Genomic DNA, 26,600 nt, shown 5'->3' with positions numbered 1-26,600 from the left:
GACCCGATCCTCCTCGGAACGTATGTCTGGCCCGATGAAGACGGTTCTTATCTACTTCGCCGCTGCGCTGGCCGAAATTGCCGGATGCTTTGCTTTCTGGGCCTGGTTCCGGCTGGACAAGAGCGTGTTTTGGTTGGCACCGGGCATGCTGTCCCTTGCCGCTTTCGCCTGGCTACTGGCGCTCAGCCCCGCCGATCAGGCGGGCCGCGCCTATGCAGTCTACGGTGGCGTTTACATCGTATCGTCCCTGCTGTGGCTATGGGGCGTAGAAGGGCATCGCCCGGATCAATGGGATGTAGTTGGAGCGGTCATTTGCCTTGTCGGTGCGGGTATTATTCTCTGGGCACCGCGCAGTATTTGAGAGGCAGCCGCAGACGGGGTGAAGCGCTGAATCGTTCGATTAGATCGCCTTTTGGTTCACGCGTTCCGACAACTCGGCGCTGCTTTCCCTCCGCATCGCGGCTGCGATCAAGCAGGTTTTCTACCGCCCTCGAAAGCAGCGATACATCCTTTACGCAGCATCGGTCAAAGTGGGCTCGAAGCTGCCATTTTCTGCGTTGCGGAAGAGCATAGGTCATGCTGCCTCAGCGCCCTCCCCTGCCCTGCACGCCTCCGATCTGGCGATCAGATAGTCGCAGGCCCGCTGCGCGTCCGCGGCGTGCCGGAAGATTGCGCCCTTGTCCGACCGAAGAACGCGCAACCAGTTGTGGAGGTAGGCGGCATTCATCTCGAGCGTATGCGCGGTAAAGCCCAGCGTCTGACCCAGGAACACCGAGGTCAATTCCGCGACGATCTCCTCGCGAGCATAGGACGTGTTGCCAAACTTCGAGAACCCGAAATCGCGGTTCAGCCGATGGGGGGCTTTTGTGGCATGGGCCAGCTCATGGGCCCAGACCCCGTAGAAATTGCGCGGGTCCTGAAACCGCGTGATGGACGGCATGTAGACCTTGTCCACGGGGGGCAAATAGTACGCCTCCGTGCCCGTGAAGACGGTTGTGATGTCGATGGCATCGAAAAACGCTTGCATGTGCGGGATGGGCTCGGACGGCGGATGCTCGGGCACGGGCTCCGGGTCAGGGTAGAAACTGTCGGGCAAGCCCTCGATCTGGCAGGCATTGAACACGCGGTAGGATTTCTGGAAGCGGAAGATGCGGGCTTCCTCGGAGTGATCATCCCCGCTGCTACGGTCGTCCTCGCCATCGGCGTCTTTCCGGCTTTGGCCGTAGTAGACAACGACAGAGGACTTCTCGCCTTTGCGCACCTTCGCGTCCAAGGCATTGGCCTGAGGCAGCGTCATCCAGAAGGGCGAGCTGTGGCCCGCCATCACGGTGCGCATCGTCAGCAGGAAGTTGTTGACCCCCTGGTAGGGCTCACCCCCCACGCGCAGGGGGCGAGAGCTGCCGCCTGCGGTCCAGGGCTTTCGCCAGGGCAGGACGCCGCGCTCAATGATACGGATGATTTCGTTTGTGATGACCTCGGAGGCATCGAATTTGGGCGTACGGGATCGGGCCATGGCTGGCCTCCTTTTCGAGTTTTGGTGAGAGGGAGTGGTGACTAGGTTGACCGACAGGGGCGCGGATCGTTGGCGATCCTGCCACCGAGGGCTTCGACCATGTCGATGTAGGTGGTCAGCGACACGGACTTGCCGGGACCCGAAGAGTCAGGGTCGACCGATCCGTCCCGCGTCACCCGCGGCAGGTTCGCGAAGGCGATGACATCGGTGACGAGTCGGATATCGATGAACGGCGTGCCACGTGCGACCGCAAGAGTGGCCAAGGGAAAGCGCTCGATCGGCGCGAAGGTCGACACGGTGGTCCAACCGAGATGGAGGAATGTCCCACCCTCCCCGCAGATCACATGCGCGTTTGGCAATGACGCCGCCTGCTTCAGATAGCCGAGATCACGCAGGACGGTCTGGCGTTCGAGCCGCTGTGCCAGCGCCCTCTGGCCAGTTCGGCGCAGCTCTCTATGCCGCCACCAGGAGGCGGCGGTTGCGCGGAGCACGCGCAAGACACCTGATTGCATAGGAATGCCCTTCATCCGGAACGGCAGACCGGAACCCGGCCCGGACCCATCTGAGGGACCCCAAAGGCCCTCATCCGTCAGTCACAAAACCCGAAGAACACTTTCTCTTTTTCCGGCCCCTTTGGGCACACAACAAAACCGAAAAGCCCGGCACATCTGCCGAAGCCATTGATTTCATGCAGCAATTCCAGATCGGCAGGCAAGATCGGCAACGCATATCGGCAAAACCTTGCTTGAAAGTACGAAATGTGTTTATTTGTCAAATACTTTGCAAACATGGAAGATCGGCAAAATGCTGGAAACACCCGCCAGGATCGAACCCTGCTTCTTCGAGGAGCATATTCCTACAGAACTGGCAGACCTTTCGGTCGACATCCAGAGGGAAGCCACCGGGCTGGGACAAGGGTTGCATCCTGACAGCGCAGCTGAGCTTGCCGATCTCGTCCGTGTGATGAACTGCTATTACTCCAACCTGATCGAAGGACACAACACGCGCCCCCGCGATATCGAAAGGGCGCTGGCTGGTGCCGAGCTTGAGGAAGAAACCCGTCCCCTCGCCCTTGAGGCCCGGGCGCACGTCATCGTTCAACGGGCCATCGACGAGATGCATCGCAAGGGCACCCTGCCCCGCCCCACATCCGTCGAATTCCTGACTTGGGTCCATAAGAGCTTCTACGACGAGATGCCGAATGAGTTTCGGGTCATCGAACATCCCGACGGCACACAAGAGCCCATCGTTCCGGGACGCATGCGCCAGGATGATGATCGGGAAGTTGCGGTCGGGCGCCACCTACCTCCTTCATCGTCGCGCGTCGCGGCATTCATGGACCACTTCGACAAACGATTTCAGATTGCGGCGCGGTCTTCGAGCGGACGGATCATTGCGATCGCCTCTGCGCATCACCGGCTCAACTACATCCACCCTTTCCCGGATGGTAACGGCCGTGTCAGCAGACTGATGTCTCATGCCATGGCCCTCACAGCGGGGATTGGTGGCCAAGGGCTCTGGTCCGTATCACGTGGGCTGGCCCGCGGGCTAACCGATCGGGGCGAGTACAAACGGATGATGGATCTGGCCGACAGTCCACGCCGCGGAGACCGCGACGGACGGGGGAACCTGTCAGAAGCGGCACTGAAGACGTTTAGTGAATGGTTCCTAAAGGTGACGCTCGACCAGATCAGCTTCTCAGCAAGATTGTTCGATCTCGGCGGATTGGACCAACGGTATCGTCGTCTTGTTGCAGATACCATCGATGACAAGCGAGCGCCGGAACTAATCTCGGCGGTTCTTCGTCATGGGGCACTGGAACGAGGCGATGCGCAGATTGTGCTCAAGACGTCCGAGCGTACTGCTCGCAACACGCTGAGTAAACTGACCGCCGCCGGATACATGACGTCCGTCTCGCCGAAGACGCCGGTTCGGTTGGCGTTTCCGTTGGATTATCGAGAGCGGCTCTTTCCAAACCTCTTTGGAGACGGTGACATGCCCGTGTGACTGGCAACCGAAGCACCCTGTTTCTGGCCAAGTCCGCGAGCGCTGCCTCTGACCGTGTTGGAAAGAAGTTCACAGCTGTGAACTATCCCGAGCTATCCTACTTGTCAGCCGAGTTCACAGCTGTGAACTCATCATGCAGCATCCCGCCGCATCAAGGCCATGATCATCGGACCGCAGGAGAACTCCCCAATTGCTGCCTTTGAAGATAGGGTTCTCAAGTAGCCTCCAGGTGATCGGATATCCGCAAACCGTTCAAGCATTGCAACGATCACAACAGACGCTTCTTCGGGACCCATATAGCGTTTCGCCTCGTCCCACGCGGACGGGGAAATACCCATCATGGGCCTGACCACATCAGCTACACGGACCAGATCGTGCCAGTGGCGAACAGGCTGCTCGGAATAAGCTTTGAATTCCTGACAGGAGGCGAGGACGAGACCAAGCGGTATATTCGGCATCAGTTGATCGTCAGTAATTGCCGTTGGGTTCGCCTCATCTTCAGAACACAGAGGGCTATCGGCAACTTCTGGAATATCGCGCGCAACGCCTCCGCCCCGCGCTTTTTCTAAGCGAGGTTCAAGATCATAAGAGTCTTTATTTGAATTCTGATAGTGCTGCTCAGAAACAGCATCATTGGTGCTCATATTTTCTGTTTCACAGCCATCCAGAAGGTTTCTGGCGTGATCTAAGGCTGACCCCAAAGAGTCTTCGATGCGCCTAAGGTCTTCCATTTCGAGTTTTCTGCGAAGATCTCGGGCCATTAGGGCCGCAAGATCAGAGAATTGGTCCCAGACGCCCTGATCCGGACGAAGTGAGCGCCCGTACTCGGCCAGCCCTGCGAGGTCACGCCGCATGAGGCTCACAGTGGCACGTAGGCGCTTGTACCGCTCTTCTGCGGCCCGGACGGTCTCAGCGGCCTCACAAACCTCCTGGAAGCGTCGAACGAGCGGAGAGAGGTCGAACCCAAACGCAACCTTTTCGTCGCCGTAGCGGCGGGCATAGCGCTTCCCATTGGGGCTATCGCGCCGGACAACAAAGCCAGTCTGCACAAGGTTGGAGAGGTGGCGCCGCATCGTCGAGCAGGGCATGCCGTTCAGGCGCTCGCAAATCGCCTTGTTGGACGGATGTACAATCAATTCGCTGTCATTGCCTCCGAGAATTGTCGCTTGGTGAAAGCTGACCAGCGCCTGAAGCACCGTCAAATCCCGATCGGACAAGCCGAACGCGACTCGAGCGGCAGCGAGCTCCCTCAGGACCTCCCACTTGTTGGCGCCGACTGGGGGCAGGTCTTCCTGGGTCGCTGCCTGATGTTTCAGGATGGCAGCATCTATCGTTCGCCGGAACGGCGTTACGGGCGTGTAGTCCATTTTGTCATTCACGAAGACAAAAATATCCCGGTCCGCGAATCACTTTGGACTTGCGGAAAATAGCTCCGGACACTACCTTGAAGGTGCTAGAAACAAGTTAGGGTCTCGTGGAGTGGTCGCTTTGCGGGACCTTTTCTTTTGCCTTTTCGTGCCTCCTTCTTTGATTTCTGCTCTTCCTCAGTCTTCCGACCGCTGCTTCCAGCGTTCGTGAAGGTCTTCAATCATGTCATGCACTTGCGTCTCGACCCAATCGGCGAAGTCTCCATCCGCCAACTCGATCGATAGGCCCTTGGCAGTGCGTTTGACCGTGCCGCCGCGTTTGCCGCCGATCTTCAGCGGGACGCTGGAAGGTGGGGCAGGGGAGGGCGACTTGGCCGGTTTAATCGCCTTGGTCACAGCCTTTTCTACGGCCAGGAACGTTTGGATGGACGGGTCATTGGTAGAGGCAATGTCATCCACCACCATGGAGGTCTCGGCATTTTCACGTGCCTCTTTCGCGATCCCGATAAGGTCCTCGCGGTCCAGACCATTCTCGTCGATGGCCCGACCAAGGGATTCCCATCGGGGTCGGCCAATGCCATGGGCGGCGCCAATGGCGCGTACCAGATCCGGCCCGACCATGTCCGCGATCGCGATCGCCATAGATATGGACGACTTCGTGACGGTAAGAATTTCTGCAACCTGAGATTGATTTCCGAAGCCGGACGACACAAGGTCCTTTGCGAACAGGGCCTTTTCAATAAAAGACAAATCGCGCCGACCCATGTTCTCCGAAATCTGAGCACGCAGAGCGCTGTCGTCATCCAGGTTGGTGACTAACGCGCGAACCTTGGTAACCTTATCGGACTGACGGATCGCCTCCAGCCTGCGTCGCCCATAGACCAAAAGGTAGCGATCATCTTCACCCGGCGCACGTCGCACGAGGATCGGAACAGTCTGACCGTTCGCCTCAATCGCATCGCGCAAATCCATTACATCGGCCGGGTCAAGCCGGTCCGCCATACGCCCGTCTTCGATGCTCGCCGGGTCCAGTTCCCAAACATGATGGGAATCGACCGCGTCGCGGGCGGACCGAAGGGCACGATTCGAGGTCATCATCGGTGTCACAGCACCTGTCTGAGGGGCAGGGGAGGGGGCCCCAGCTGCCGCGAGACTGTCCAGCATTGACATGCGCTTCTTCTTGCCACTGGTCATGTGCGCCCCCAGGTTTTCTGGATTAGGTCGGCGATCTCGTCATTTAGCGTATTCAGGCTCTCAATCGCGCGATCATAGGTGGAACGCGTGAACGCGCTGCGTTCCACTTCATAAAGTGTCTGCTTGGTCAGGCCCGCATCTGAGATGGCTGTAGACTTCAACATGGGCGAATTCAGCACGGCTTCGCCGTACATTGTTCGCAGGAAAGCCACGATGCGGTTCTGCGGCGCATCCTGCGGCTCGTAGCGGGTCAAAACATAGCGCATCCAGTCATGAGACATGTCAGCGCCGCTCTCGGCAATCACGTCCATGAGGTCGGCTGTCATGCGGAGGAATTGCGACATGGACATCACATCGAGCATCTCTGGATGGATGGTCACCAGAACGCCCGTGGCCGCGGACAGGGCGGACATGGTCAGAAAGCCAAGCTGCGGCGGGCAATCTATGACGACCACGTCGTAGTCCTCATCGACCTGGGCCAGCGCCTCCTTCACGCGGAAGAAGAAAAGTCCGGCATTGCCCTGCGCCAGCGCGCGCGGGGTGTCGTGCTCGAACTCCATCAATTCGAGGTTGCCGGGGATCAAGTCCAAATTGGGGATATAGGTCTTGCGGATGACCGACCGGATCGGCTCCGGGTCCTCATAGCGGATCGCATCGTAGAGAGTGCCGCCATCTTCGAGGTCCAATTCCGGCTGAACGCCGTGCAGCGCGGTGAAGGAAGCTTGTGGGTCAAGATCAATGCCCAGCACACGATATCCGCGCAGGGCAAGCCGTTGGGCGAGATGGGCAGAGGTTGTTGTTTTTCCGGACCCGCCCTTGAAATTCATCACGCCGATGACCTGAAGATGATCACCCTCTCGTCGTCCGGGAACGTAATCGCCCGGCTTGCGAGCGGTTTTTTCAAGGAGCACACGCAGCGCTTGGATATCCTGCGCCGAGTAAAGACGACGGTTGCCGGCGGTCAGCTCGGGAGAAGGCCCTTTGCCATCCAAGTTGAGTTTGCGAAGATAGGAATCGTTTACGCCGAGCAGCGCCGCAGCCTCACCAGAGGTGAATTTGCGCATGGTCTTCTCGGCATCGGGTGGAAACAGGCTCTCACGTTGCGAATGCAACTGGTTCGCCAGCCATTCCGAATGCTGGCGGATCACCGCGTTGAGATCCTCATGCACAAAGGTATTATCCATCTGCCCTCTCGCTTCCGAGACATCGCGTCTTTGGCGTGTTCACGGAAATTGACGTTTTTTGCCTCGTTTCCGTGACTATTGGCGCAAGAGTCGGATTCGCGCAAGGTTTTTCCACATCTAGTGGGCGGGTCGTCACCGAACACAAGGCTGTTAGGCTTCCTGCTGCATGGTGTAACGCACCGCATCTCACGAAAAGGGACAGGGGAGAACTCTTGTCGGAGGGCTCCAGCATGGCTTTGAGCGCACCAGAGCTTGCCTTTTGGCAGTTCTGGATATACATTATTGGATGTTTATCCATGCATGAGAGGACAAGATGCAAGTTGCCAAATGGGGAAACTCCCTTGCCGTCCGGCTACCCGCGGATCTTGTGAGAGAACTCGGCTTAAAGGAAGGCGATCAGGTCGACCTGGTAAAGGACGATGGAACCATTCTTGTGAGACGCCAACCTCGCGCCGATGAAGTTCTACAAGGGCTAAGGCGGTTTCGCGGAAAACTGCCCAAGGACGCGCGTCTAAGCCGCGACGCCGCGCATGAGCGCTGAATTCGCAGACACGAATGTTGTGCTCTACCTGCTCGACGATGGTCCAAAGGCTGAGAGGGCGGAGGAAATTCTGGGGCAGGGACCCCGGATCAGCGTTCAGGTCCTGAACGAAGCGATGGTAAATTGCCGACGGAAAGCTGGTCTCAGTTGGGAAGATACCGGAGCGTTTCTTGAGGGTATTAAGTCCTTATGCCCTGTCGAGGACCTCACGATTCAAACCCATCAAGTGGGTCGCGCGTTGGCAGCGAAGTACCAGTTATCGGTCTATGACTCGATGATCGTGTCTGCCGCGCTGATCGCTGGGTGCACGACGTTATGGACTGAGGACATGCACGACGGATTGCTGGTCGAAGATCGGCTGCGCGTCGTCAATCCATTTGCCTGACCAGCAACCCAAGTCGCTCCGCCCGTTCCAACAGCATCCTGACGGAGGACGGTTGCCAGCTTGTACGTCCCCGTGGAGTCCGCTCACGCATGGATTCCAATCGGTCGCAGATCGCCTGTAGCGTGATATCGGGGTCCGAACCTTTGATGGCCGCCACGATGGCAGGCAGGCGATCGTCGGTTTCGCGGCGTCCGGCGCGGCCAAGCACTTCATCGGGCAGAAACCCGTCGCGCACATATGCCTTTACGGCGCGAAGCAAGCGGCTTTGCGTCCAGCGTCGATCATGGGGCAGGGGGCCATTGATAATCTGCAAGACGTCTTCCCAAGCCATATCGGGGCGCAAGCGGCGCACATGGGGTACCCAATCCTGCGCGGTCTCGTTCAGGCGCTCCATGTAGCCGTCCTGTCGCGCCAGCCGCACCTTGCGCAGCGCGACGGGATCCTTGGCGCTTAGCCCAGGATTGCCACCAACGCGACCCTTGGCGCGCGCAGAGGCAAGCCCGGCCTTTGTGCGTTCGCGGATCAGAGCGCGTTCGAACTCGGCTGCGGCGCCCAGAACCTGCAGCGTAAACTTGCCCTGCGGTGAGGACGTGTCGATCGGGTCTTGCAGGGAGCGGAAGAAGGCACCCTTCGCCTCCAGACTCTCGATCACCTCGAGAAGATGCGACAAGGACCGCGCAAGCCGGTCGATCCGCACGACGACCAGCGTGTCGCCGATCTGAACGCGTTCGAGAACGCGCGCAAGCACTGGCCGCGCGCGATTGCCGCCTGAGGCGTGTTCTTCGAAGATTTCGACGCATCCCGCGATTTGCAGGGCCTCAGACTGGGGCAGGGGTGTCTGATCCTCTGTCGATACGCGCGCATAGCCAATCAGGGGCATGAAATCCGGCCGTTTGCAATTTAAGATATCTCCAATAAACGACCGAATGAGCGTGCGATCAGAGACCGGCTGCTTTGGTTAGGTTCACCCGGAACCGGTCGCGACGGCGCTGGTAGCGGCGGGTCATCTCGGCCGAGGCGTGTCCGAGCTGTTTCTGGACAAAGCGCTCATCGACTTCGGCCGAACTTGCGAGACCGGCGCGCAACGAGTGACCGGAGAACAGCGCAAGGCGCTCGTTTTCGGGCAGCTCGGCTCGGATGCCGGATTTCAGCACCGTCTTCTTGATGAGGCGCGCGACATGCTTGTCGTTGAGCCGCTCGTCCATCGCCCGCTTCCCGTCCCTCGACGTGCGGGTGAACACGGGGCCGAAATCGATCTTGGCGAAATGCAGCCATTGCTCGAGCGCATGCACAGGACAGGTCTGTTCTGAGGATCCGCGTCCGATTTCCACCTCGCGCCAGCCTGTCTTTGCGTTCAATGTCAAAACCGCGCCATCTTCGAAGACGTCAATCCATCCGCTACTGTCAGGCGTGTCGTCTTTGCTGACGTCCAGGCTGACGACTTCGGAGCGGCGCAGACCGCCTGCAAAGCCGATCAGCAAGATCGCCCGATCCCGCAGGCCGCGCAGATCGAAGGGCAGGGTGGCCACCATGGCGAGAATGTCCTCGGGCAGGATCGCTTCCTTTTGCACAGGCGGGCGCGCGTGCCTGCGTTTGATCCCAGCGAGGACGTTGGCGATATGGCGGTCCTTGCGATCGAGCGAGAAGCCGCGTTGCGCATAGTTCCAGGCCAGGCCGGACAGGCGGCGCTCGATCGTAGAGACGGAGAGGGCAGGGGTGCCTTTCGCCGGCGCTGCCAAATCGGTCAGGTAGAGCCCGATCATTTCGGGAGACGGGGGGAGGGGATCCGTTCCCTTCAATCTGCACCAACGCGCGAAGTGCTTCCAGTCGGCGGCATAAGCTTTGTTGGTGTTCTCGGCGGTCGAGGCCCTGGCGTAATCACGGGCGGTGTCGACAAGCCGGTCGAGCGTGCCGGACCCGGCCACATGGGCCGGTAGGGCGATGGGGTCGGTGCTGACTTGGTCTCTCTCGTCGCGCTGAGCTTGATTGTTCGAATCGGAGGGCGCTGAGGTCGATTTCTCGGCGTCTGGGGTGTCGTTCTTGTTCCATGAGTGGACACTAACGTATTGATATTATTACGTTCATGTTCTTGTTTCATTCCCGGATTATAGTTTCATTATCGGACATAAGACACTCTTTTGTGGGTTTTGGCTATGGTGGATCGAGCAGACATCAACGCCGTCGAGGATGCTGCTTGGGAACAGGCGGTTACGCGGGAAGCTGTGATCCGCCGCCTTGCAAGCCAGGCGACACCGAACCGTGCCGAATTTCTCAAGGCCTGCCGCGATCTTGGCCTCAAGCGCTCCCGACTCTACGAGTTGATCTCAGCGTACAAGGCGCGCCCGGTCGCCAGTTCGTTGCTGGCGGCTCAGGTTGGGACACCGATGGGCAGCCGCCGGCTGCCTGACGAGATCGAAGCGGTGATTTCGGGGGCGATCGAGGAGTTCTACAAGTCCCTCCAGAAGCCGAGCATCAACGCCCTGCAAAAGGAGGTGCGCAGGCGGTGCAGTCAGCGGGGTTTGCGTCCCCCGTGCTGGACCACGCTGCGGGACCGTGTGGCGGCGATAGATCCGGCGGAACTCATGGCGGCGCGTGAGGGCGCTAAGGCCTCTCGCCAGCGCCATCACCCGGTGTCAGGCAGCTATCAGGTCGAACGGGCCTATGAGGTGGTTCAGATCGACCACACGTTGGTGGATGTCATCGTGGTGGACCGGGTCCATCGGAAGCCTTTGCAACGGCCCTGGCTGACCCTTGCTATCGACGTCGCCAGCCGCATGGTGGCAGGGTTCTATCTGACGCTGGAGCCGCCATCAGCCTTGTCGGTTGCACTGGCCATTCAGCACTTGGTGCAGCCCAAATTCGACTGGCTGGAGAGCTTGGGGATCGACGCAGACTGGCCCGCCGAGGGATTGCCGGAGACCATTCACGTCGACAATGCCAAGGAGTTCCGCTCAAAAGCGATGAAGCGGGGCGCCGAGGAGCACGGGATTTCGTTGCCGTACCGGCCGATAGGGGCGCCACATTACGGCGGTCACATCGAGCGGCTGATCGGCACGATGATGGGGGCGGTCCACCTGCTGCCCGGATCGACCTTCAGCAGCATCAAGGACCGCGGTGACTACGATTCCGTGGGCAAATCGGCGATGACGCTCGACGAGCTGGAGCACTGGTTGGCGCTGGAAATCACCCGCTATCATGCTGAACGGCACCGCTCGCTCGGGATTCCGCCAGTTGCGGCCTGGAACGAGGCCTATGGGCGCCGCGAGGTACCTTTGCGCCGGCCATACGATCCGGAGGGGTTCCGGATCGACTTCCTGCCGAGTACGGAACGCATGGTGCGCCGCGATGGCATCCATCTCTTCGGCCTGCGGTATTGGGACGATGTCCTGAGCCTCTGGGCGGGTCGGCAAGACCGCCAATTGCGCGTGTCCTACGATCCGCGCGATCTCTCCACAGTTTTTGTCCGGAGCCCTGAGGGGCAGCGATACCCTGTGCGATTTGCGGACCTGCGCCATCCCTCGATCACCCTTGCGGAACATCGCCGTGCGCAGGCGATTTTGCGCGAACGCGGGCGCGCGCTCGAGGATGAAGACCTCATATTCGCAGTGATCGAGGAACAGCGCGCTCTGGTTGATGCGGCCAGCACCAGGACACGGGAGGCCAGGCGAATTTCTGAACGACGGGACCGAGCGCTTGATGGGGTAGGAGCCTACGAAGCTGAGGAAGCCGAACAGGAGCCCAAGGACAGCGAGAATGTGCTTAGGGACCACCCGGGCTTCGAAGTTGAGGAATGGTCATGACCGGGGACAGCGTATTTGCACATCTCGATCCGGCCTACCGCCGGTTCGCGGCGCTGCCGGATGATGAGCGCATTGCCTGGATCAGGGCCGACCGTTGGATCGGTTTCGATCAGTCCGGGGCCGCACTGGCACGTCTGGAAAACCTGCTGACCTATCCGCCGCGTGACCGGATGCCCTGCCTGCTGATCTACGGTGACACCGGCATGGGCAAGACCAAGATCGTCCGCAAGTTTGAACGCGACCACCCGCCGAAATTCAGCCAGATCACCGGCGTTGACCACCGTCCGGTGGTTGTTGCGCAAGTGCCATCCGAGCCCATCGAGCGCGATCTTTACCGCGAACTTCTGGCCAGCATGGGCGCGCCGGCGATGACAGGCGGCACGCTCGCCCGCGAGAAGGATATCTGCCGGTCGCTGCTGCGGACCGTCGGGGCGAAGATGATCATTCTCGACGAGGTGAACGGCATGCTGGCCGGAACCTTCCGGCAACAGCGGATTTTTCTCAATGCGATCCGGTTTCTGGCCAATGACCTGCGGATTCCACTCGTGTGTGCCGGAACGGACCTGGCTCGGCAGGCCCTGCTGACCGATGCACAACTGGCCGAGCGCTTCGAGGCGTTCCATATCAAGCCTTGGCAGAACGATGCTGCCTTTGCCGGGCTCCTGAAAAGTTTCGAACGCATCCTGCCCTTGCGCGAGGCATCCGATCTGATCAGCGGGGAGGCCAGAGAGCGGATTCATAAGCTGACCTCCGGCGTGACGGCGCGCATCTTCCGCCTGATCGAGACGGCGGCGGAAGATGCGGTCCGATCGGGCAAAGAGCGCCTCGACGCGGATAGTTTTGGCGACAATCTGGTGCTACCGCTGGTCTCGATGACCCAGACCGCTCGGCGGCGGGGAAAGCCCGTGCAACAACGGGTCGGGGCATGATGGTGCGGGCCGGACTGCCAGTTGCGCCGCGTCCGTTCCGGGACGAACTGCTTTCGTCCTGGATGGCGCGGGTTGCCGCGCGCTACGGGGCGGAGCCTCTTGAGCTGGTGGTTTACCTGGCGGGGCATGGGGGCAGGGACGCCTGCGCGCGGCAGGCTGACGATGTGGTGCCGGGTATGGGGTTGCGCAGGGTTTGGGATAAGGCCTGTAGGATCGATCCGGAACGGCTTCGGCGCAGGTCACTGGCGTCCCGATATCCTGATCAGCCGCAGGATTGGTTTCTGAACGAGACGGTGCCAAGCTGTATTGCTTGTTTCGATGCGGATGTCGCTGCCGGTCGGGACGCCTATCTTCGGGTGAATTGGCGATTGGCGGAGCAGGTGGTTTGCCCGACGCACCGGACCATGCTTCTGGACCGCTGCCCCGCCTGTCTCGGCCGCCTGAGGCTTTCTTTTCGCATGCTGAATGGCCTGTTGCGTCCCTTCTGTCGCAAGTGCGACACCGTTCTGACCGGCGGGGGAGGGGAGACAGAGGACCCTTTGAAGGTGGATTTCGCTGCGGGAGTTCTCGAGCTCCAACGCCAGATCAGCGAAATCGTCAGAGGGGACTCTGGCCGTCTCGATCGACTCGAGCATGCAATTCGCACTCTGTGGGCGCCGCTCGATCGCGACGGGGCGGCCCGGCCCGTCCTCGCGCTCTGGTACGATGAACCGGGTTGGAATTGTCCATACGAGGCCCGTGCGGCCGTCGGTCGGCCTGCGCCTCTTCAGCACCTGTCGGTGTGCTGGCGGGCTCTGACGCTGGTGGTCTTGCACGATCTCTTTGGAGCAGATCTGGTGCCCGGCGCGGTCCTGCCGCAGGCCGCCCTCGTCCTGTTCCGGCGTGCCGCACTATTGCCGTGGCTCACGAATGGGCGGGATCTACGGAACGGCAAAGGAAAGCGCACGATTGACGCTGGAGCGGAACGAGTCCACAGATTGAGCAAGAGGTCCGTCCACCGGTTAAATGGAAATTTCCTCGACGAGAGAGGCAATTTCGGCCGAATCCACCCATGAAACTAAAGCGACAGCGCATGTTCCCGAGCCTAACTCATTTATGTCCGATAAGGCAAACTTATTGGACATAGCGAGGAGCCGCAGGGTGGGGCGGTTTACACATCATATTGTGGACGAAAGCGCCGCGAGGGATTAGTCTTGTGGCATGACATACCAGCCGACCGCGATCCAAAACGACCTGGCCAAACTACCGCATCTACCTCGCTGGGTCACCTCAGGGCGGCCAGAAACCCTTGAAACTGTGGCCTTTCGGTCAGGGGCGGCGCTGATGGTGCTCGACCAGTTGGTCAGCGATCTCAGGTATGGCGTGCCGATGAAACTGCTCGCGAACCGGCTGGCTCTCAGCGCGGCAACCGCCACCTCGAAACTGGAAGGGCGGCTGGCGCGAGGGGCGGATATCCGGGATGCCTACCACCTGACGCCGCCCGGTGAGGCGCGGGGGCCCGACGGCGATCTGCTGGCGTTTTGGAGAGATGCCGTGCGCGTACTGGCAGGCGAAATTGGTGCGATTGCCGACCTCGTCGGCGCTGACTTCGCGGGCGAGGTGGGCGTGTGGCTCGATGCAAGTTTGGAGCGCACCCGGATGCATGGGCCGCTCGCGGGTTGCGTGGCGGTCCTGCGTGCCGTGCTCGACGCCGACGACCGGGCGGAGCGGGTGGCCTGTCTGCTCTCGGACGTCGTCCTCGCGCGGGCGCTGAACTGGAAGCAGGTGCTGCCCGTGACTGCGCAGCATTTGACAAAGGCGGTTCTGCGCGGCCTGACCGCAGAAGGGCAGGGGGCCGATCTGGCAGTCGAGCTGCGGATCCTCGAGTCGGTCGAAGAGTCGATCCGATTGGCGCGGGACGTGGCCCGGTGCGCCGCGGCCCTTCACACCGTCGCCCCGAAGCTGCGCGCGAAAGGATCTGAGGCGGCGGTTGACCTATTTCTGAGTGAGGATGCCGTGGCACCGGCCTCCATGCTGTCGCCGCGCATCCGTGGTACCAACATTCCTATGACCGACCGGGCCGCGCGGCGGTTTTGCGACCGGCTGGTCGAGTTGGGCGTGGCACGGGAACTGACCGGGCGGCAGACCTTCCGGCTCTACGGGATCGCATCATGAAGGTCGCGACCCGGAAGCGGAAACCGGCGGAGGAAGGCGTCCCCGTCCTTGACCGGGAACTCGACGATCTGCCACAGGAACTGCGCTGGCGCGAATGGATGGGGCGGATCGAGGCGGTGCTGTTCGCCAGTGCCTCGTCGATCGGCCGTGAGGACCTGGCGCGCGTGGTGGGGCAGGGGGCCTCGGTCGAGATGTTGATCGAGGACATCCAGGCCGAGCTGACCGGCCGTCCCTACGAGTTGGTCCAGGTGGCCGGCGGCTGGATGTTCCGAACGAGAACGCAGTTCGCCGATGCCATCAAGGTCGCGGCCGATCTTGGCGAGCAGTCCTTGGCCTTCACCGAGATGGAGATGGGCGTGCTATGCGCCATCGACTATCACCAGCCGATCGACCGGGCGGGCCTAGCCGACATCTTCGGCAAGGAGGTCAGCCGCGATCTGCTGGCCCGGCTGCGCTACAAGGACCTCATCGCGAGCGGACCCAGATCGCCGCGGCCGGGGGCGCCGCATACCTTCGTGACCACGGAGACCTTCTTGGTGACCTTCGATCTGCAGAGTCTGCGGGACCTGCCGGAGCTGGAATTCGGTGATACGGAAGACCCGATTACGTATTGAGAGACGCACCTTTGCCGGAATCTGCCAGCGGTTGGTCTGTGCCGCATACCGAAGCAACACGGGCAGCGCGCCGCTGTACAGATGCAATTCTCATGCTGATCGGCTTGGTCGCACGGGGCCTAGCTCCTCTTCCTGACCTCGTAGTACCTGGCGAAGTCCTCCTCCGTCATCGGATCGAGACTGAAGGCGTTGCGAAGACCGTTCCACGCCGTTCTGAGGCACTCCGTCTGGACCTCGGCGGGCCATGTGCGTTTGGTTCTGTCATAGAGCAGGTCGGGCTTGCGTGACTGCGCCGGAATGTACCCATCCTGTGCTGGCCAGAATGCGCCTTCCAGTCCTTCGACGCCGACGATCACGCGTCGACGACTCGACGCGCCAAGGGCGTCCAGGCAGGCCATTGCGTTCTCCAATCCCCGCGCCCAGTTGGTCAGCAGATGCGCGTAGGATATCCAGTTACGGTCCTTTCGATGATCGAAGGCGACGCCATCAGACATCCAGACCTCGCCCGTTTCCTCCAGGAACGAGGCCAAGTTGTGGGCCTGCCGTGTGCCGTCATCTTCTTCGCCCGATATCCAGTAAGACACGAAGCCAAATCCGCTTGATCCAGAATCGCCTCCGTTCCCAGCCCCTCTCGGTGCCCAAAGGCGTGCGTTCCCGGAAAGTTGCTCAACGGCTGAGATCGGAGGAACGCCGTCGCGAAAACCAGCCGGTATCACTCTGAGCCAAGCACGGGACACCGAGACCGGACTTACCTTTTGCCTCGCACCGAAAGGTCCAACATGCTGGATTGGCCAGTCTGCATTCCAGAGGCCGTCCGATCCCGGGTCACTGGCCGCTCCCACGATCTCATCCGAAGCGGACCGTTCGTCACGAACCTGGGAGATATTGACGGCGATGGCGTCTGCGAGCTTCGAAGTGAGTGCATCACGTTGTGCTCTCCGATCCGCTTTCGTCGCATCTTCGGCGAGCGCGTATGTCAGAATCCTCCGGTGCCGAATGTCGAATGGTAGTGTTTCGACGCGGTCCCCGTTCGCGGTGTTCAAGACAGCGATAATGCGGTCGAACCTGATCGCGTTCATCGCGAAGCCTAGCTCGACCATTACGTTCGGATTGGGCAACGCCTTGCCAGCTTCCGTCCGAACGATTGGGGTGACGTCCGCGACCATGACCGCGCATCCAGTGATCTTCTCCAGAATGGTCTGACTGATGTCCGCCATTCCGGGCGTGCCTTTCGTGTCGTGGTCGAGATCCACACGCTCCATCTCGTCGACGTCTAGCGCATTGCTCACGCGATCGACCGCTGCGGCCAGGCAGTCGCGTATGAACGCACGATTCGATCGTGCGGGAAGGTCATCCTGCCATGACCAGAATACCGTGTCGCTCATCGCCAAACCCTCAAGAGGTCTTCGGCGAGTGCGCCGCGGCGTTCCGACGGTAGCTTGTCGAGGTTCGAGAGCTTCCAGCGGATGGCGGGCAATTCCGCCATGTCGTCGAGACCGACAGATGACCAGTGCAGATCGCCTTTCTCTACCCCGACGAGGAAGTCCCGGTGCGTGTGCGGCATCTCTGCGACGATCGTGGCGATCAGTCTCTCACGTGTATCAACAAGTTCTACGAGTGAGACCGGATTGACCGACATGCCGACGAAGTTGTCTTCAAAATCCTTGGTAAGATCGCGACGGTTGGGCGCGAGTATCTCCGCCGCGGGTCTGTTGTGGCTTACGACGTAGACGAGAAATGCACGGCGAAGGCTGTCGGAAATACCCTCGTTGGCAAGAAGGCCTCTCACGTCGAACAGATCCCTTGGATGTTGGCGATCGAGCGCGGCAACGATCTTGCCCGCGTACAGATCCTCGAAGGAAACGACCGGCGTCTCCGCATAGCCAAACTGGTCCTCGACCGCTGGCGCGACCGGCATCGTAACAGGCTCGAAGACACAACCGCGGGTCACCGGCGTCACCTCGATCTTGATCTGTGTGTCAGGCGTTCTGACGACCAGCCGATTCGACGTACCCTCTTTGTGCAAACGGCTCTCGTACACCTTTGCCTCGGGGATAGCGCTTGCGATCGATGTCGATACCCGACGGAGCGCTTGCTCGACTCAGAAAGCGAGTCCGCCCGCGGCCGGATCGGCAAATAGGTCAGGTCGATGTCGACGGAAAGTCTCGGCAGGTTGCGGACGAACAGGTTGATGGCCGTGCCGCCCTTCAAGGCGAAAACTTCTTCGGGTGACACGGACGGCAGGACGCGCACAAGCAGGTCGACCTGTTGACGGTAGCGTTCTTCAATCGCCATGCATGCCCTCCGGCACCGTGATCTGGTACTTTGCATCGAGCCGCCCGTTTTTGGCGATCACCCGTTTGCCCCGACCCGTGTCTATCGAGGCAAGGTCCAGGCGTCCAAACCAAGCGTGTGCGTCCCGCTCGGCGAACCACAGGAACAGTCTCTTGACCTTGACGCTGTCACAGGTCTCAAGAAGCTTCTGCACACGGCGAGGACTGAGGTTCGCCAGACCGGTGAAAAGGTCGGCTGTATGCTCGAAGGAATGCTTTGTCGGAACATCGTCCAGAAATTCAAGTGTCGCCCGCTCGGGCGTGGACACGATCATTGGCCAAGCACGGTCGCCCCAGACATGCAGACGCAACCCACCGTCCAGAGGCTTCGCTTGTGTCTCGTCATGTTCGGACGGAAACTTGGGCAAGGTTTCGATCGCTCTCGTGACGGTGTCAGTCTTAAAGAGGCGGTGCGCGTTGTGAGTCTGGAACTGTATCGACGGACTGACCTCATCGAGCCACTTCGGAAGGCGGGCCTCCGCGTAGAGAGCGACTCGCTTTCGGTTCCCGAGCGGGACGTAGTGACCGTAGCCCTGCATTTCCAAGGCGGTGAGTCCTCCAACCGAGACCGGCAGACGCATGATGGACTGGAGCGAGACGACCATATGTTGCCACTGTGTCTCCGCTCCGGGGCGCTTGTAGATCCCGCGCGCCGGCTGTTCGAGCCAACCGTTCGACACATATTTGCTCCGCAGTGCGCTCGAGTACCCAGCATCCTTCAGCCACTGCGTGCTTGCGACCAAACCTTCCGGCAAGAGCCGTTGGAGTGCGTTTAGCTTCTGCCCCCGTTGCGTACTCATGGTTTGTTTATCTTGCAATTTGTAAACCGGCGTTCAGTTTGATCTTGGTCCGATTGTGTAACTCATGGTAAGGAAAAAGCCAATTAGTTAAACTTGGGCTACTTCACGAATGATCGTCGCCGACAATGAGACTTCGGTCGACCTGCTCTACTACGAGGCGGTCGCGAAGACGGTTGTGCGCATCGTATCCGAAAAATCGGACGAGCCACTCAGCGTTGGCGTGCATGGCGATTGGGGAGCGGGTAAATCGAGCGTTCTCATGATGGTCGAGGAAGCCTGCGAGAACGATGACAGAACCCTGTGCATCCGTTTCAACGGGTGGCTGTTTCAAGGGTTCGATGACGCCAAGACCGTCCTGATCGAGACCATCGTCGAAGAGCTGGTCAAGAGCAGGTCCGGGTCACAGAAGGTCAAAGATCAGGCCAAGAAACTCTGGCGGCGCATCGACTGGATGAAGGCAGCCCGCAAGGCGGGATCTTATGGCGTCACACTCGCGACGGGCATCCCGACGCCGGAAACGCTTTCCGACATTCGCGACGCGGCCGCAACCATCATGGCGAACGGGGCCGAGGCGCTGACACCTGACAACGCAAAGGCCTTGGTCGCGAGCGCCGGATCATTTCTGAAAAAGGCGGAACAGGAGAGCACACCCGAACAGATGCACGCGTTTCGCCAAGAGTTTGAAGAGCTGCTCGAGGTCGCCGACATCGATCGCCTGATCGTTCTGGTCGACGACCTGGACCGGTGCCTGCCGCAGACCGCGATCGGTACGTTGGAAGCCATACGCCTCTTCCTGTTCGTCCCGCGCGCAGCCTTCGTCATCGCCGCCGACGAGGGCATGATCGAGTACAGCGTCCGACAGCACTTCCCAGACCTTCCGACCTCCACAGGTCCGGCCACCTACGCCCGCAACTACCTGGAGAAGCTCATCCAGGTGCCGTTCCGACTTCCGGCGCTCGGCTACGCTGAAACGCGCATCTATGTGGCGATGTTGTTGGTGCTGAACGAATGCGGCGAAGCATCACGAGAGTTCGAGACCTTGGTGCCGATCGCCCGGGAGGCTCTGCAGAGACCCTGGACCGGCCCTGGCTTGGACCGTCCCACTCTGACCAAAGCATTCGGGACGATTCCGGACGCCGTCGAACGGGCGCTCGACATCGCCTACCGGATCGCTCCGATCCTCACCGACGGCTCACGAGGCAACCCGCGCCAGATCAAGCGCTTCATCAACACGATGGCGATGCGCCTCGCGATCGCCGAGGAGCGTGGCTTTGCCGACGAATTGAACCTGGGCGTGCTCGCGAAGATCATGCTGGCCGAGCGGTTCGCGCCCGAAGTCTTCGACACACTCGCGCGCGGTGCGGCAGAGACGGGACATTCTGCAGAACTCGACGCGCTGGAAGCGAATGCGTCCGCCGCCAAACCGGACAACGCTGCAGCGAGTGCCGGGAAACGGGCAACGGGCGACAAGAAGCCGGCCTCGATACCCGATCTTCCCGAGTGGCCGAATGTAGAGTGGGCCAAGCGGTGGGCCGCGATCTCTCCGTCGCTCTCCGAGGTCGATCTCAGACCCTACGTTTTCGTCAGCCGTGACCGGCGAGGAGGCTATGGCGCACAGGCGCAGTTGGGAGAACTGGACGAGCTCCTCGGTAAACTGATGGGGCCGCCGCTTCAGGTTAGACAGGTGTCGGCCGAGATCAAGCGGCTGACTTCGGTCGAAGCCGAACAGCTCTTCGACGCGCTGCGGACCAAGGTGGCCGACGTCGAGGATCTGAGAGAGGAGCCACCTGGCATCCATGGTCTGGCAGCAATCTGTCAGGAGCATACTTTCTTGCAGGCGTCCCTGGTCAAGTTCTTCAAAGATTTGCCAGCGAAGAAACTCGGGCCCTGGGTGGTGACGGGTTGGGGCGGGGCGTTCACCGAGGCAGAGCCCGCGGCAGATTATGGAGCGCTATTGGCCGACTGGTCCAATCGTGACGACAATTCCAGCCTAAGTGCGGCCGCCAAGGCCGTCGGAAAAGTTGCGTCACTTGGGAAACGGGGGAGGCGCTGATGGGAACCTCGGGAAGTTTCGGCGGCGGCAGACCGATGGTCCCCTCCTGGGTCGGTGAACCGGCACCTGAACCAGCGGCCCCTCCCACGGAGCCTCCTCCCGACGGAACGGACGGTGCCCCGGACGATGGACAGGCACCGGACGGACCCCCTCAGGCCCCGACGCCTCCGGCTCCATATCCGCCGATCGTGCCACCGGCTCCCGGACAGAGCTTTCGCGGGGCCAAGACCGACATGTCGTCCGGCACGCGGTCCGGAAGCGGAGACCGGATCCGACGCGGGGCGGGAAAGTTCGTGTCCACCGCCGGTGGAGGTCGCGCCACGGCTCGGCAGATGGGAAGCTCTCGGGCCGTGGCGGGCGGGATCGCCGGGCTCGCTTCCGCCATATCCCAGTCGGGACCGACTGAGGCCCTGCGGCGTTTCAACCTTGAAGGCCTCGCCGGAGCGCCCGCCGAAGAGGTCTTCGTCGCGCTCACCGACGCACTTTGTCCGCCCGGCGGTACGATCGACGAGGCTCTCGCACGTCATGCGCTCCTGGAGACGATCGCCGCATTGGCCGCCGAAGGCCTCGGCAACTTCGACGAACTGAGCCAGGACGATCTACAGGAGGTCTTCATCGGCGTGGTGGCACGCTCGATCGAGGGTAAGATTTTGAACGAGGTCGGCACAAACGCGATCAAACTCGCCGAAGACACCGCCGCGGTCGAACGCGCGCAACGCATGCTGCACACCTTCGTGGTCGGCTGCGTCCGGGACCGGTTTCAGGCTGCGGGCGATACACTGTCCACTCTAGATACAAGTCAGATAGACCAGTACGTGACCGACCTCTATGCAGCCTCTCTAGAATTGATGCAGACCTTGAGAGAGGCGGAATGAGACGGTTCAGTCTGGTCGCCCGTCTCGGCGCCAAGGACAAGGCGAAGGTCGCAATCGTGCAGGGCGATTCTGCTGTCCACGAGTTGGACTTCCTCGACGGGGACGGCCGCCTGGCCTTCGGACTTGGACAGGCCTTGGAACAGCTTTCTGGCCTCGGCCTTCGGACTCCGGAGGCTGCGATCGATCTGGCCCTGCTCGCGGCCCTAGTAAACGCGTCCGACACCCGCATCTCCAGGGCCGTCAACGGGCAGGGCGGCTGGACGCGTGAGATCGATCTCTACCTCCCGGTTCACGATAGAGATCAGTGGTCTGAAATCACCGAGCACGTGGGACGCATGTTGCGTTTCCTGACAGGCGATCGTTGGCGCCTGTTCGTGAGGCAACGACCTGCAAGTCACAAGACTCTCGCCACTGACACCGACAAGTTGCCCTTGCACGGACTGCAAGGTGTGTCGCTCTTCTCGGGCGGCCTCGACAGTCTGATCGCCGCCATCGACACGTTGACTTCAGGCGGCCGACCGCTCTTCGTCAGCCACTATTGGGACGCTGAGACTGCCAAGGCGCAGTCTTACCTGCTCGAACGGCTCGAAACGAAATTCGGCGACGACGCTTTCAAGTCGCTCCGCGTGAGGCTCGGCTTCGATCGCAACGCTCTCGACACCGGCCAGGTCGAGGACACGCAGCGTGGCCGCTCGTTCCTGTTCTACGCGCTCGCGACGCTGGCAGCGGCATCGTTCGGTATGCGGACGACGGTGAGCGTTCCGGAGAACGGGCTCATCGCCCTGAACGTTCCGCTGGATCCGCTCCGCCTCGGAGCGCTTAGCACCCGGACGGCTCATCCGCATTTCATGGCAAGCGTCCAACGGTTGATTGACAGCCTCGAGCTCGATGCGACCATCGAGAACCCCTATCGGCACCAGACGAAAGGAGAGATGGTTGGGGACTGTGCCGACCTGCCCTACCTACGTCGGATCGTGGGATCGTCCATGTCATGCTCCTCTCCCGCAAAGGCTCGATACAAGGGCCTGTCCCCTCGCCACTGCGGGTATTGCGTGCCGTGCATGATCAGACGCGCCTCGTTGCACGCCGGACTTGGAACGAACGACCCTACAACCTACACCGTTGAAGATCTGTCTGCCCAGACACTTAGAAGTGATCGTGCCGAAGGGGAGCATGTTCGCTCGTTTCAGCTTATGGTCGAAAGGCTGCGTGCCGATCCCGGGCTGGCGCGGATACTAGTCCACAAACCGGGGCCGTTGATCGACGTGCCAGCCGAGATACCCTCCTACGCTGACGTCTTTCGCCGGGGCGTGTTTGAGGTTGCCGACATACTTGACGGCGTGGTCGCCGAGCCGGGGTGAGTGTCTTGAAACCGCGTCGCGTCGATTTCCACGCACATCTCGACCTCTACCCCGACCTGGCGGAGGCGATCCGTCGATGCGACGCGGAGGAGGTCGCGACCCTCGCCGTGACCACCACGCCGCGTGCCTTTCCCAGAAACGTCGAACTCACCAAGGGCAGCGCCTTCGTTCGTGTCGCAATCGGTCTGCACCCTCAGCTTGTTTCCGAAAGGGGGTCTGAGATATCGATTTTCGAGGACCTTCTACCCGAGACACGTTACGTCGGCGAGGTGGGGCTCGATGCCAGCCCGCGACACTATCGCTCCTTCGATCAGCAGAAAATGATCTTCGAGCGCGTACTGCGGCGGTGCGCGCGCGCAGGAGATAAGATCGTGAGCGTACACAGTGCCCGTGCCGCGAAGCATGTCCTGGACATGGTGGAAAAGTTCCTCCCTCCTGAGAGGGGCAGGATTGTGCTCCATTGGTTCAGCGGGAGCGTGTCCGAGGCGCGCCGTGCGGTCGACTTGGGCTGCTTCTTCTCCGTGAACGAACGCATGTTCGCGAACCCGAAAGGTCAGGCTCTCATCCGAGCGATCCCGGAAAACACACTTCTCACGGAGACTGACGGCCCATTCGTGGAGCGCGACGGGACGCCTGTCAGCCCGGGAGACGTAGGGCCCGTTCTCGAGGCTCTAGGGAAGGTGCTGTCAAAGACACCGGAGGAAGTCTCGCGCCTCGTCAACGGCAACCTCTCACGTATCGTTTCCTAGCGCGATAGTGACACGTCGGGTGTTCTACGGAACACAGTCAAAACAGCGAAGCGGATCTTTGGCGTGTTCGAACGCCACGACGTTGCGAAGTGGAAGTGCGCACCTGTTGTGTCGACTGCATGAGTTAGCATGGCGATCTTTCAGCTCGCGTCGTCAGAAATTGGAGCCGATGCTAGGATCGGCCAAGGCTTCTCGGACGTTATGTCGGGATGGCGAGGCTCAGATTCTGGAGCACCGTACTCGTCTCGGAGCTTGTCTATTAGTTTGAGACAGCGGGCGGCGGGATCGTCTCTGTCGCCGCTGTCCGTCATTGCCAGCAGCTTTCGTCGTAGTTCGGTCGCCGCGACGGGCACTATATTGTATGCGTTTTCCCAGTCTTCGGCGGGAACGCGTTCAGACACGACACTTTCGATGGACAGGCGACCCACGTATGAGCGTCCGGTTCGTTTCTCAAAATCAATCAGCATCAATACACCGTCCGTACCTGGGTCTTCGGCAATTGCACCAGCAAGCGAGGCAAGCTGCTTGGTTGTTGGCCCATCCTTCAATAGGTCGTAGACATAGGTGCGGACCTCGGAGAACTCCGAAATAAAGCCTCCCAATTCGCGTTGCCAATGCCAACTGTCGTGTGACTTGGCGTCGAGCGCGCCGCTAACGGTCAAGTCAACTAAGCGGTGCGCTGCTGACACGGTGCCAATGCTCAGCACGGTCGCGCGCCACGCATGGTTTTGGTAGAGACGCGGGTCATCTTCAGCGAGCGCGAAAGACGCGTCTTCTGCGTCGGCCGAAGACGAACTGCCAAGTCCGCGGATCATCTCTTCGAGCATTCGTGGATTGCGCTGTGCCTCCGGCATGCTGCGCACGATGACGGGCAGGTCGGAGACAGGCGTGGCGAACGGCAAGAGGCGCAACCAATCGCGAAGCTGATACGCGTCGCTCTGTGTCAGGATCCGAGTCTCCTTCTCGGCCGCCTCGAAGGTCTCAGCTATGCCGTTGGCCACGAGCTTTATTTCGATGTCCTCGCCAGAGAGAACCAGCGACAACAATAAGGCTGCGCGAGCCTGCCGCGGCGCGAGAGCAATTAGCTTACGGATCGTCGCGTCACGTTGGCCGTGAGGGAGCCGTGCTCCCACAATGCCGAGCGCAACTGCCAGCTTCACTTGAGCATCTGACGAACCATCGATAATCAAGGTCTCGATTGCGCCGAAGATAGTCTCCGCTTCGATAGATGTCGCGGCGGGATCGGCGGCGCGGGCCTCCCGGCGCGTTTCGACGCGCGAGAAATCTACGCCGATCAGGAATTTCTTGTCGTCTTTGGGTTCATTTGCCTGAGACCACTGGGCAGCTAGCACACGCGCCGCGAGCTCGCCAAAATGCTCATCCGTCAGGTATTCACGCATCAGCGCTGCGGTCTCCGGCACATTGATCGCCAAGAACGCTCGTTGGTACTCATGCATGTGTGGATGCTGCGCTTCGTGCACAGCGTCGCGATCCTTCCAGCCGCTCGCGGTCGCTTTTTCGCGGAAAAACCGATAGCGATGTAAATTGTCGTCAAGCATTCTCTTCAAGAGTGGAAGATGCGCGACGGACGGTGCGCAGCTCATCATCGTTGCAATGGTAGCTACGCGCCAGCGCTTCTCATCCCCTCCGGCGAGCATGCGCTCAGCCCATTCGCACGCCAGCTTGCCGATTCCAGCCAAGGCTTCTTCGCTAAAGGGTCGCGCCCGTTCTTCATCGCCGTAGGTCTCACGGGAAAACAGCTCGGCTAACTGGACGATTTCTTCAATATCGGCATCTGCCGCCCGCGCCTCAATCGCGGCCACCAAACTTGCGCCCGGCGTGTGGCAGATACGGTCTCGCAGACCGTGGTAGCGATCACCCGCAGCCTGATCGTATTTCCCGCTGGCGTCGCGCACGACTTTCCCAGCGGCAAGATACGCGTCGATCAGCCGGCCAACAGCGACTGGTCCCAGCACTGAGGCGGCAGCTTCGGCGCGGTCGTCGTGACGGTTTGTCTCTTCGAGGGCAATTTCGAGCAGTTCATCGTCCTCAAGGGCAAAGCCGGCGGTGGCAAGAACATTATCCGCGCCGTAGAAGAGCTCGCGGCGTTCGCGCAGGCGACGCAGCAACCCATTAGCGAGAGCCTGCGGATAGCGTTCCCGTACTTCGTACAATAGATGCCTATCGCTATCGCTATCGCGCTTGCGGTCGATCTCCATTTCCGCAACAAACTCAGCAATGTCGGCATCGCATTCATCTCCGCGTGGCGAGTAGATAAGCGTACGCAGGCGCTCATTGTGCGATATTCCGCCAGCAGTGCGCCTTTCGCGCGCGCGCTCGAGTTCCTGCTGGACAGCGTCGACTGCAATCTCGTCGAGGTGACCCTTTCGGACGAGGATGTCGTAGGTCGCGTCGCCTGCGTCCTCTAATAAGTCAGCGACGTGACGGTCCGCCCGTCGAAATGACAGCGCATCGACAACCGTCGCTTTCACTTCCGGCTCGCGGTCACTCTTCGCTATTGCGGTCGCAAGATCGAGGCCGTCAATTCCGCTATTCGATGCGATTTCATGCAGTACATGCTTGCGGATTTCCGATGGCAGTGAAGCAATCCGCGTAGGCGCGTCACTCCCAAGTACGGAGGGACGAAACTGTTTCGCCATCCGGTGTCTGACGTCAGCGCCCACCGGAGAGATTTAGGGGTTTGAGCAACGGAGGATTTCTGGTTCATCGAAGCCATTATG

26 protein-coding genes are annotated in these 26,600 nt (G+C 60.6%); 13 read left to right on the top strand and 13 right to left on the bottom strand.

The genetic code is table 11. The features are described from left to right. Window positions 1-34 precede the first annotated feature (34 nt). Window positions 35-361, top strand: a complete 327-nt coding sequence (locus DYI42_RS00565; RefSeq protein WP_040546036.1) for a YnfA family protein — start codon at window positions 35-37, stop codon at window positions 359-361. Window positions 362-574: 213 nt separating this feature from the next. Here the strand turns inward: DYI42_RS00565 and DYI42_RS00560 are convergent, their stop codons facing one another. The 3 genes from DYI42_RS00560 to DYI42_RS24415 all read right to left on the bottom strand — a co-directional run bounded on the left by DYI42_RS00560 (window position 575) and on the right by DYI42_RS24415 (window position 2,228). Continuing rightward, on the bottom strand, window positions 575-1,513 hold the full coding sequence (locus DYI42_RS00560; RefSeq protein ID WP_064260190.1) for an ArdC family protein: 939 nt from the start codon (window positions 1,511-1,513) through the stop codon (window positions 575-577). Window positions 1,514-1,554: 41 nt separating this feature from the next. Next, a complete protein-coding gene (locus DYI42_RS00555; protein WP_057796630.1) occupies window positions 1,555-2,040 on the bottom strand; it encodes a hypothetical protein in 486 nt (161 codons plus the stop codon). Window positions 2,041-2,102: 62 nt separating this feature from the next. After that, window positions 2,103-2,228, bottom strand: coding sequence for a hypothetical protein (locus DYI42_RS24415; protein ID WP_274608776.1), 126 nt, complete (start codon window positions 2,226-2,228; stop codon window positions 2,103-2,105). Window positions 2,229-2,317: 89 nt separating this feature from the next. On the opposite strand from DYI42_RS24415, the gene DYI42_RS00550 reads away from it, so the two are divergent. After that, window positions 2,318-3,520, top strand: a complete 1,203-nt coding sequence (locus DYI42_RS00550) for a Fic family protein (RefSeq protein ID WP_027263649.1) — start codon at window positions 2,318-2,320, stop codon at window positions 3,518-3,520. Between the two features lie 131 nt (window positions 3,521-3,651). Here DYI42_RS00550 and repC read toward each other — a convergent pair whose 3' ends face one another. The 3 genes from repC to repA all read right to left on the bottom strand — a co-directional run bounded on the left by repC (window position 3,652) and on the right by repA (window position 7,265). Further along, a complete protein-coding gene (gene repC / locus DYI42_RS00545) occupies window positions 3,652-4,887 on the bottom strand; it encodes a plasmid replication protein RepC (protein WP_064260193.1) in 1,236 nt (411 codons plus the stop codon). Between the two features lie 177 nt (window positions 4,888-5,064). Further along, entirely contained in the window at window positions 5,065-6,081 is a 1,017-nt protein-coding gene (repB, locus tag DYI42_RS00540) for a plasmid partitioning protein RepB (RefSeq protein WP_057796633.1), read from the bottom strand. Next, window positions 6,078-7,265, bottom strand: a complete 1,188-nt coding sequence (gene repA / locus DYI42_RS00535; RefSeq protein ID WP_027263652.1) for a plasmid partitioning protein RepA — start codon at window positions 7,263-7,265, stop codon at window positions 6,078-6,080. The genes repB and repA overlap by 4 nt, the downstream gene beginning before the upstream one ends. A 313-nt stretch (window positions 7,266-7,578) precedes the next feature. Here repA and DYI42_RS00530 point away from each other — a divergent pair, with 313 nt between their 5' ends. Next, entirely contained in the window at window positions 7,579-7,806 is a 228-nt protein-coding gene (locus DYI42_RS00530; protein ID WP_009815510.1) for an AbrB/MazE/SpoVT family DNA-binding domain-containing protein, read from the top strand. Next, window positions 7,796-8,191: a PIN domain-containing protein gene (locus DYI42_RS00525; protein ID WP_017467198.1), complete on the top strand. Its 396-nt coding sequence runs from the start codon at window positions 7,796-7,798 to the stop codon at window positions 8,189-8,191. Before DYI42_RS00530 ends, DYI42_RS00525 begins: the two co-directional genes overlap by 11 nt. Here DYI42_RS00525 and DYI42_RS00520 read toward each other — a convergent pair. Both DYI42_RS00520 and DYI42_RS00515 read right to left on the bottom strand, forming a co-directional pair. Then, entirely contained in the window at window positions 8,175-9,071 is an 897-nt protein-coding gene (locus DYI42_RS00520; protein WP_027263653.1) for a recombinase family protein, read from the bottom strand. The two genes, DYI42_RS00525 and DYI42_RS00520, sit on opposite strands and share 17 nt — an antisense overlap. Before the next feature lie 58 nt (window positions 9,072-9,129). After that, window positions 9,130-10,134: a tyrosine-type recombinase/integrase gene (locus DYI42_RS00515; RefSeq protein WP_213544093.1), complete on the bottom strand. Its 1,005-nt coding sequence runs from the start codon at window positions 10,132-10,134 to the stop codon at window positions 9,130-9,132. 210 nt (window positions 10,135-10,344) lie between these two features. Here DYI42_RS00515 and DYI42_RS00510 point away from each other — a divergent pair, with 210 nt between their 5' ends. The 5 genes from DYI42_RS00510 (at window position 10,345) to scpB (ending at window position 15,688) form a co-directional block, all read left to right on the top strand. Beyond that, window positions 10,345-11,991 carry a Mu transposase C-terminal domain-containing protein gene (locus DYI42_RS00510; protein ID WP_213544057.1) on the top strand — a complete coding sequence of 549 codons (1,647 nt, stop codon included), beginning with the start codon at window positions 10,345-10,347 and terminating at the stop codon, window positions 11,989-11,991. Next, entirely contained in the window at window positions 11,988-12,920 is a 933-nt protein-coding gene (locus DYI42_RS00505) for a TniB family NTP-binding protein (protein WP_244867351.1), read from the top strand. Before DYI42_RS00510 ends, DYI42_RS00505 begins: the two co-directional genes overlap by 4 nt. Further along, window positions 12,917-13,975: a TniQ family protein gene (locus tag DYI42_RS00500; protein ID WP_244867348.1), complete on the top strand. Its 1,059-nt coding sequence runs from the start codon at window positions 12,917-12,919 to the stop codon at window positions 13,973-13,975. The genes DYI42_RS00505 and DYI42_RS00500 overlap by 4 nt, the downstream gene beginning before the upstream one ends. Window positions 13,976-14,120: 145 nt before the next feature. Continuing rightward, window positions 14,121-15,074 (top strand): DUF1403 family protein, encoded by a 954-nt coding sequence (locus DYI42_RS00495; protein ID WP_213544055.1) that lies wholly within the window; start codon window positions 14,121-14,123, stop codon window positions 15,072-15,074. Then, the gene (scpB, locus tag DYI42_RS00490) at window positions 15,071-15,688 is read left to right on the top strand and encodes an SMC-Scp complex subunit ScpB (RefSeq protein WP_213544054.1); all 618 of its coding nucleotides are present in this window, start codon (window positions 15,071-15,073) and stop codon (window positions 15,686-15,688) included. Before DYI42_RS00495 ends, scpB begins: the two co-directional genes overlap by 4 nt. 119 nt (window positions 15,689-15,807) lie before the next feature. Here scpB and DYI42_RS00485 read toward each other — a convergent pair whose 3' ends face one another. The 4 genes from DYI42_RS00485 to DYI42_RS00475 are packed head-to-tail and all read right to left on the bottom strand — an operon-like array spanning window position 15,808 to window position 18,821. After that, on the bottom strand, window positions 15,808-17,073 hold the full coding sequence (locus DYI42_RS00485; RefSeq protein ID WP_213544053.1) for a hypothetical protein: 1,266 nt from the start codon (window positions 17,071-17,073) through the stop codon (window positions 15,808-15,810). Beyond that, the gene (locus tag DYI42_RS00480) at window positions 17,070-17,729 is read right to left on the bottom strand and encodes a nucleotidyl transferase AbiEii/AbiGii toxin family protein (RefSeq protein ID WP_342344580.1); all 660 of its coding nucleotides are present in this window, start codon (window positions 17,727-17,729) and stop codon (window positions 17,070-17,072) included. Before DYI42_RS00480 ends, DYI42_RS00485 begins: the two co-directional genes overlap by 4 nt. Beyond that, on the bottom strand, window positions 17,645-17,983 hold the full coding sequence (locus DYI42_RS24715; protein ID WP_274608775.1) for a nucleotidyl transferase AbiEii/AbiGii toxin family protein: 339 nt from the start codon (window positions 17,981-17,983) through the stop codon (window positions 17,645-17,647). Before DYI42_RS24715 ends, DYI42_RS00480 begins: the two co-directional genes overlap by 85 nt. After that, the gene (locus DYI42_RS00475) at window positions 17,973-18,821 is read right to left on the bottom strand and encodes a type IV toxin-antitoxin system AbiEi family antitoxin domain-containing protein (RefSeq protein WP_213544052.1); all 849 of its coding nucleotides are present in this window, start codon (window positions 18,819-18,821) and stop codon (window positions 17,973-17,975) included. Before DYI42_RS00475 ends, DYI42_RS24715 begins: the two co-directional genes overlap by 11 nt. A gap of 109 nt (window positions 18,822-18,930) precedes the next feature. Between DYI42_RS00475 and qatA the strand changes: the two genes are divergently transcribed. From qatA to qatD, 4 genes are read left to right on the top strand one after another with little or no spacing between them, the layout of a single operon-like run. Beyond that, complete coding sequence (gene qatA / locus DYI42_RS00470) at window positions 18,931-20,874, top strand: Qat anti-phage system ATPase QatA (protein WP_213544051.1); 1,944 nt, start codon at window positions 18,931-18,933, stop codon at window positions 20,872-20,874. Further along, window positions 20,874-21,749 (top strand): Qat anti-phage system associated protein QatB, encoded by an 876-nt coding sequence (qatB, locus tag DYI42_RS24545; protein WP_342344579.1) that lies wholly within the window; start codon window positions 20,874-20,876, stop codon window positions 21,747-21,749. The genes qatA and qatB overlap by 1 nt, the downstream gene beginning before the upstream one ends. Then, entirely contained in the window at window positions 21,746-23,110 is a 1,365-nt protein-coding gene (gene qatC / locus DYI42_RS00460) for a Qat anti-phage system QueC-like protein QatC (protein ID WP_213544049.1), read from the top strand. The genes qatB and qatC overlap by 4 nt, the downstream gene beginning before the upstream one ends. A 5-nt stretch (window positions 23,111-23,115) precedes the next feature. Then, window positions 23,116-23,859 carry a Qat anti-phage system TatD family nuclease QatD gene (gene qatD, locus DYI42_RS00455; RefSeq protein WP_213544048.1) on the top strand — a complete coding sequence of 248 codons (744 nt, stop codon included), beginning with the start codon at window positions 23,116-23,118 and terminating at the stop codon, window positions 23,857-23,859. 140 nt (window positions 23,860-23,999) lie between these two features. On the opposite strand, the gene DYI42_RS00450 is transcribed toward qatD, so the two are convergent. After that, window positions 24,000-26,519, bottom strand: a complete 2,520-nt coding sequence (locus tag DYI42_RS00450) for a hypothetical protein (protein WP_213544047.1) — start codon at window positions 26,517-26,519, stop codon at window positions 24,000-24,002. Window positions 26,520-26,600: the final 81 nt, after the last annotated feature.

Origin of the sequence: Vannielia litorea, assembly GCF_018424695.1 — a bacterium.
Classification (GTDB): Bacteria; Pseudomonadota; Alphaproteobacteria; order Rhodobacterales; family Rhodobacteraceae; genus Vannielia; species Vannielia litorea_A.
This window is presented reverse-complemented; position numbering and strand designations above follow the sequence as displayed.

What these genes read in the sequence shown, in the direction of transcription:
- DYI42_RS00525 (WP_017467198.1), top strand. Translation starts at nt 7,796, where the DNA reads ATGAGCGCTGAATTCGCAGACACGAATGTTGTGCTCTACCTGCTCGAC.
- DYI42_RS00510 (WP_213544057.1), top strand. Translation starts at nt 10,345, where the DNA reads ATGGTGGATCGAGCAGACATCAACGCCGTCGAGGATGCTGCTTGGGAA.
- DYI42_RS00565 (WP_040546036.1), top strand. Translation starts at nt 35, where the DNA reads ATGAAGACGGTTCTTATCTACTTCGCCGCTGCGCTGGCCGAAATTGCC.
- DYI42_RS00555 (WP_057796630.1), bottom strand. Translation starts at nt 2,040, where the DNA reads ATGAAGGGCATTCCTATGCAATCAGGTGTCTTGCGCGTGCTCCGCGCA.
- DYI42_RS00475 (WP_213544052.1), bottom strand. Translation starts at nt 18,821, where the DNA reads ATGAGTACGCAACGGGGGCAGAAGCTAAACGCACTCCAACGGCTCTTG.
- scpB (WP_213544054.1), top strand. Translation starts at nt 15,071, where the DNA reads ATGAAGGTCGCGACCCGGAAGCGGAAACCGGCGGAGGAAGGCGTCCCC.
- DYI42_RS00530 (WP_009815510.1), top strand. Translation starts at nt 7,579, where the DNA reads ATGCAAGTTGCCAAATGGGGAAACTCCCTTGCCGTCCGGCTACCCGCG.
- repA (WP_027263652.1), bottom strand. Translation starts at nt 7,265, where the DNA reads ATGGATAATACCTTTGTGCATGAGGATCTCAACGCGGTGATCCGCCAG.
- DYI42_RS00500 (WP_244867348.1), top strand. Translation starts at nt 12,917, where the DNA reads ATGATGGTGCGGGCCGGACTGCCAGTTGCGCCGCGTCCGTTCCGGGAC.
- qatC (WP_213544049.1), top strand. Translation starts at nt 21,746, where the DNA reads ATGAGACGGTTCAGTCTGGTCGCCCGTCTCGGCGCCAAGGACAAGGCG.
- qatA (WP_213544051.1), top strand. Translation starts at nt 18,931, where the DNA reads ATGATCGTCGCCGACAATGAGACTTCGGTCGACCTGCTCTACTACGAG.
- DYI42_RS00560 (WP_064260190.1), bottom strand. Translation starts at nt 1,513, where the DNA reads ATGGCCCGATCCCGTACGCCCAAATTCGATGCCTCCGAGGTCATCACA.
- DYI42_RS00505 (WP_244867351.1), top strand. Translation starts at nt 11,988, where the DNA reads ATGACCGGGGACAGCGTATTTGCACATCTCGATCCGGCCTACCGCCGG.
- DYI42_RS00550 (WP_027263649.1), top strand. Translation starts at nt 2,318, where the DNA reads ATGCTGGAAACACCCGCCAGGATCGAACCCTGCTTCTTCGAGGAGCAT.
- repB (WP_057796633.1), bottom strand. Translation starts at nt 6,081, where the DNA reads ATGACCAGTGGCAAGAAGAAGCGCATGTCAATGCTGGACAGTCTCGCG.
- DYI42_RS00450 (WP_213544047.1), bottom strand. Translation starts at nt 26,519, where the DNA reads ATGGCGAAACAGTTTCGTCCCTCCGTACTTGGGAGTGACGCGCCTACG.
- DYI42_RS00485 (WP_213544053.1), bottom strand. Translation starts at nt 17,073, where the DNA reads ATGAGCGACACGGTATTCTGGTCATGGCAGGATGACCTTCCCGCACGA.
- DYI42_RS00520 (WP_027263653.1), bottom strand. Translation starts at nt 9,071, where the DNA reads ATGCCCCTGATTGGCTATGCGCGCGTATCGACAGAGGATCAGACACCC.
- qatB (WP_342344579.1), top strand. Translation starts at nt 20,874, where the DNA reads ATGGGAACCTCGGGAAGTTTCGGCGGCGGCAGACCGATGGTCCCCTCC.
- repC (WP_064260193.1), bottom strand. Translation starts at nt 4,887, where the DNA reads ATGGACTACACGCCCGTAACGCCGTTCCGGCGAACGATAGATGCTGCC.
- DYI42_RS00495 (WP_213544055.1), top strand. Translation starts at nt 14,121, where the DNA reads ATGACATACCAGCCGACCGCGATCCAAAACGACCTGGCCAAACTACCG.
- DYI42_RS24715 (WP_274608775.1), bottom strand. Translation starts at nt 17,983, where the DNA reads ATGGCGATTGAAGAACGCTACCGTCAACAGGTCGACCTGCTTGTGCGC.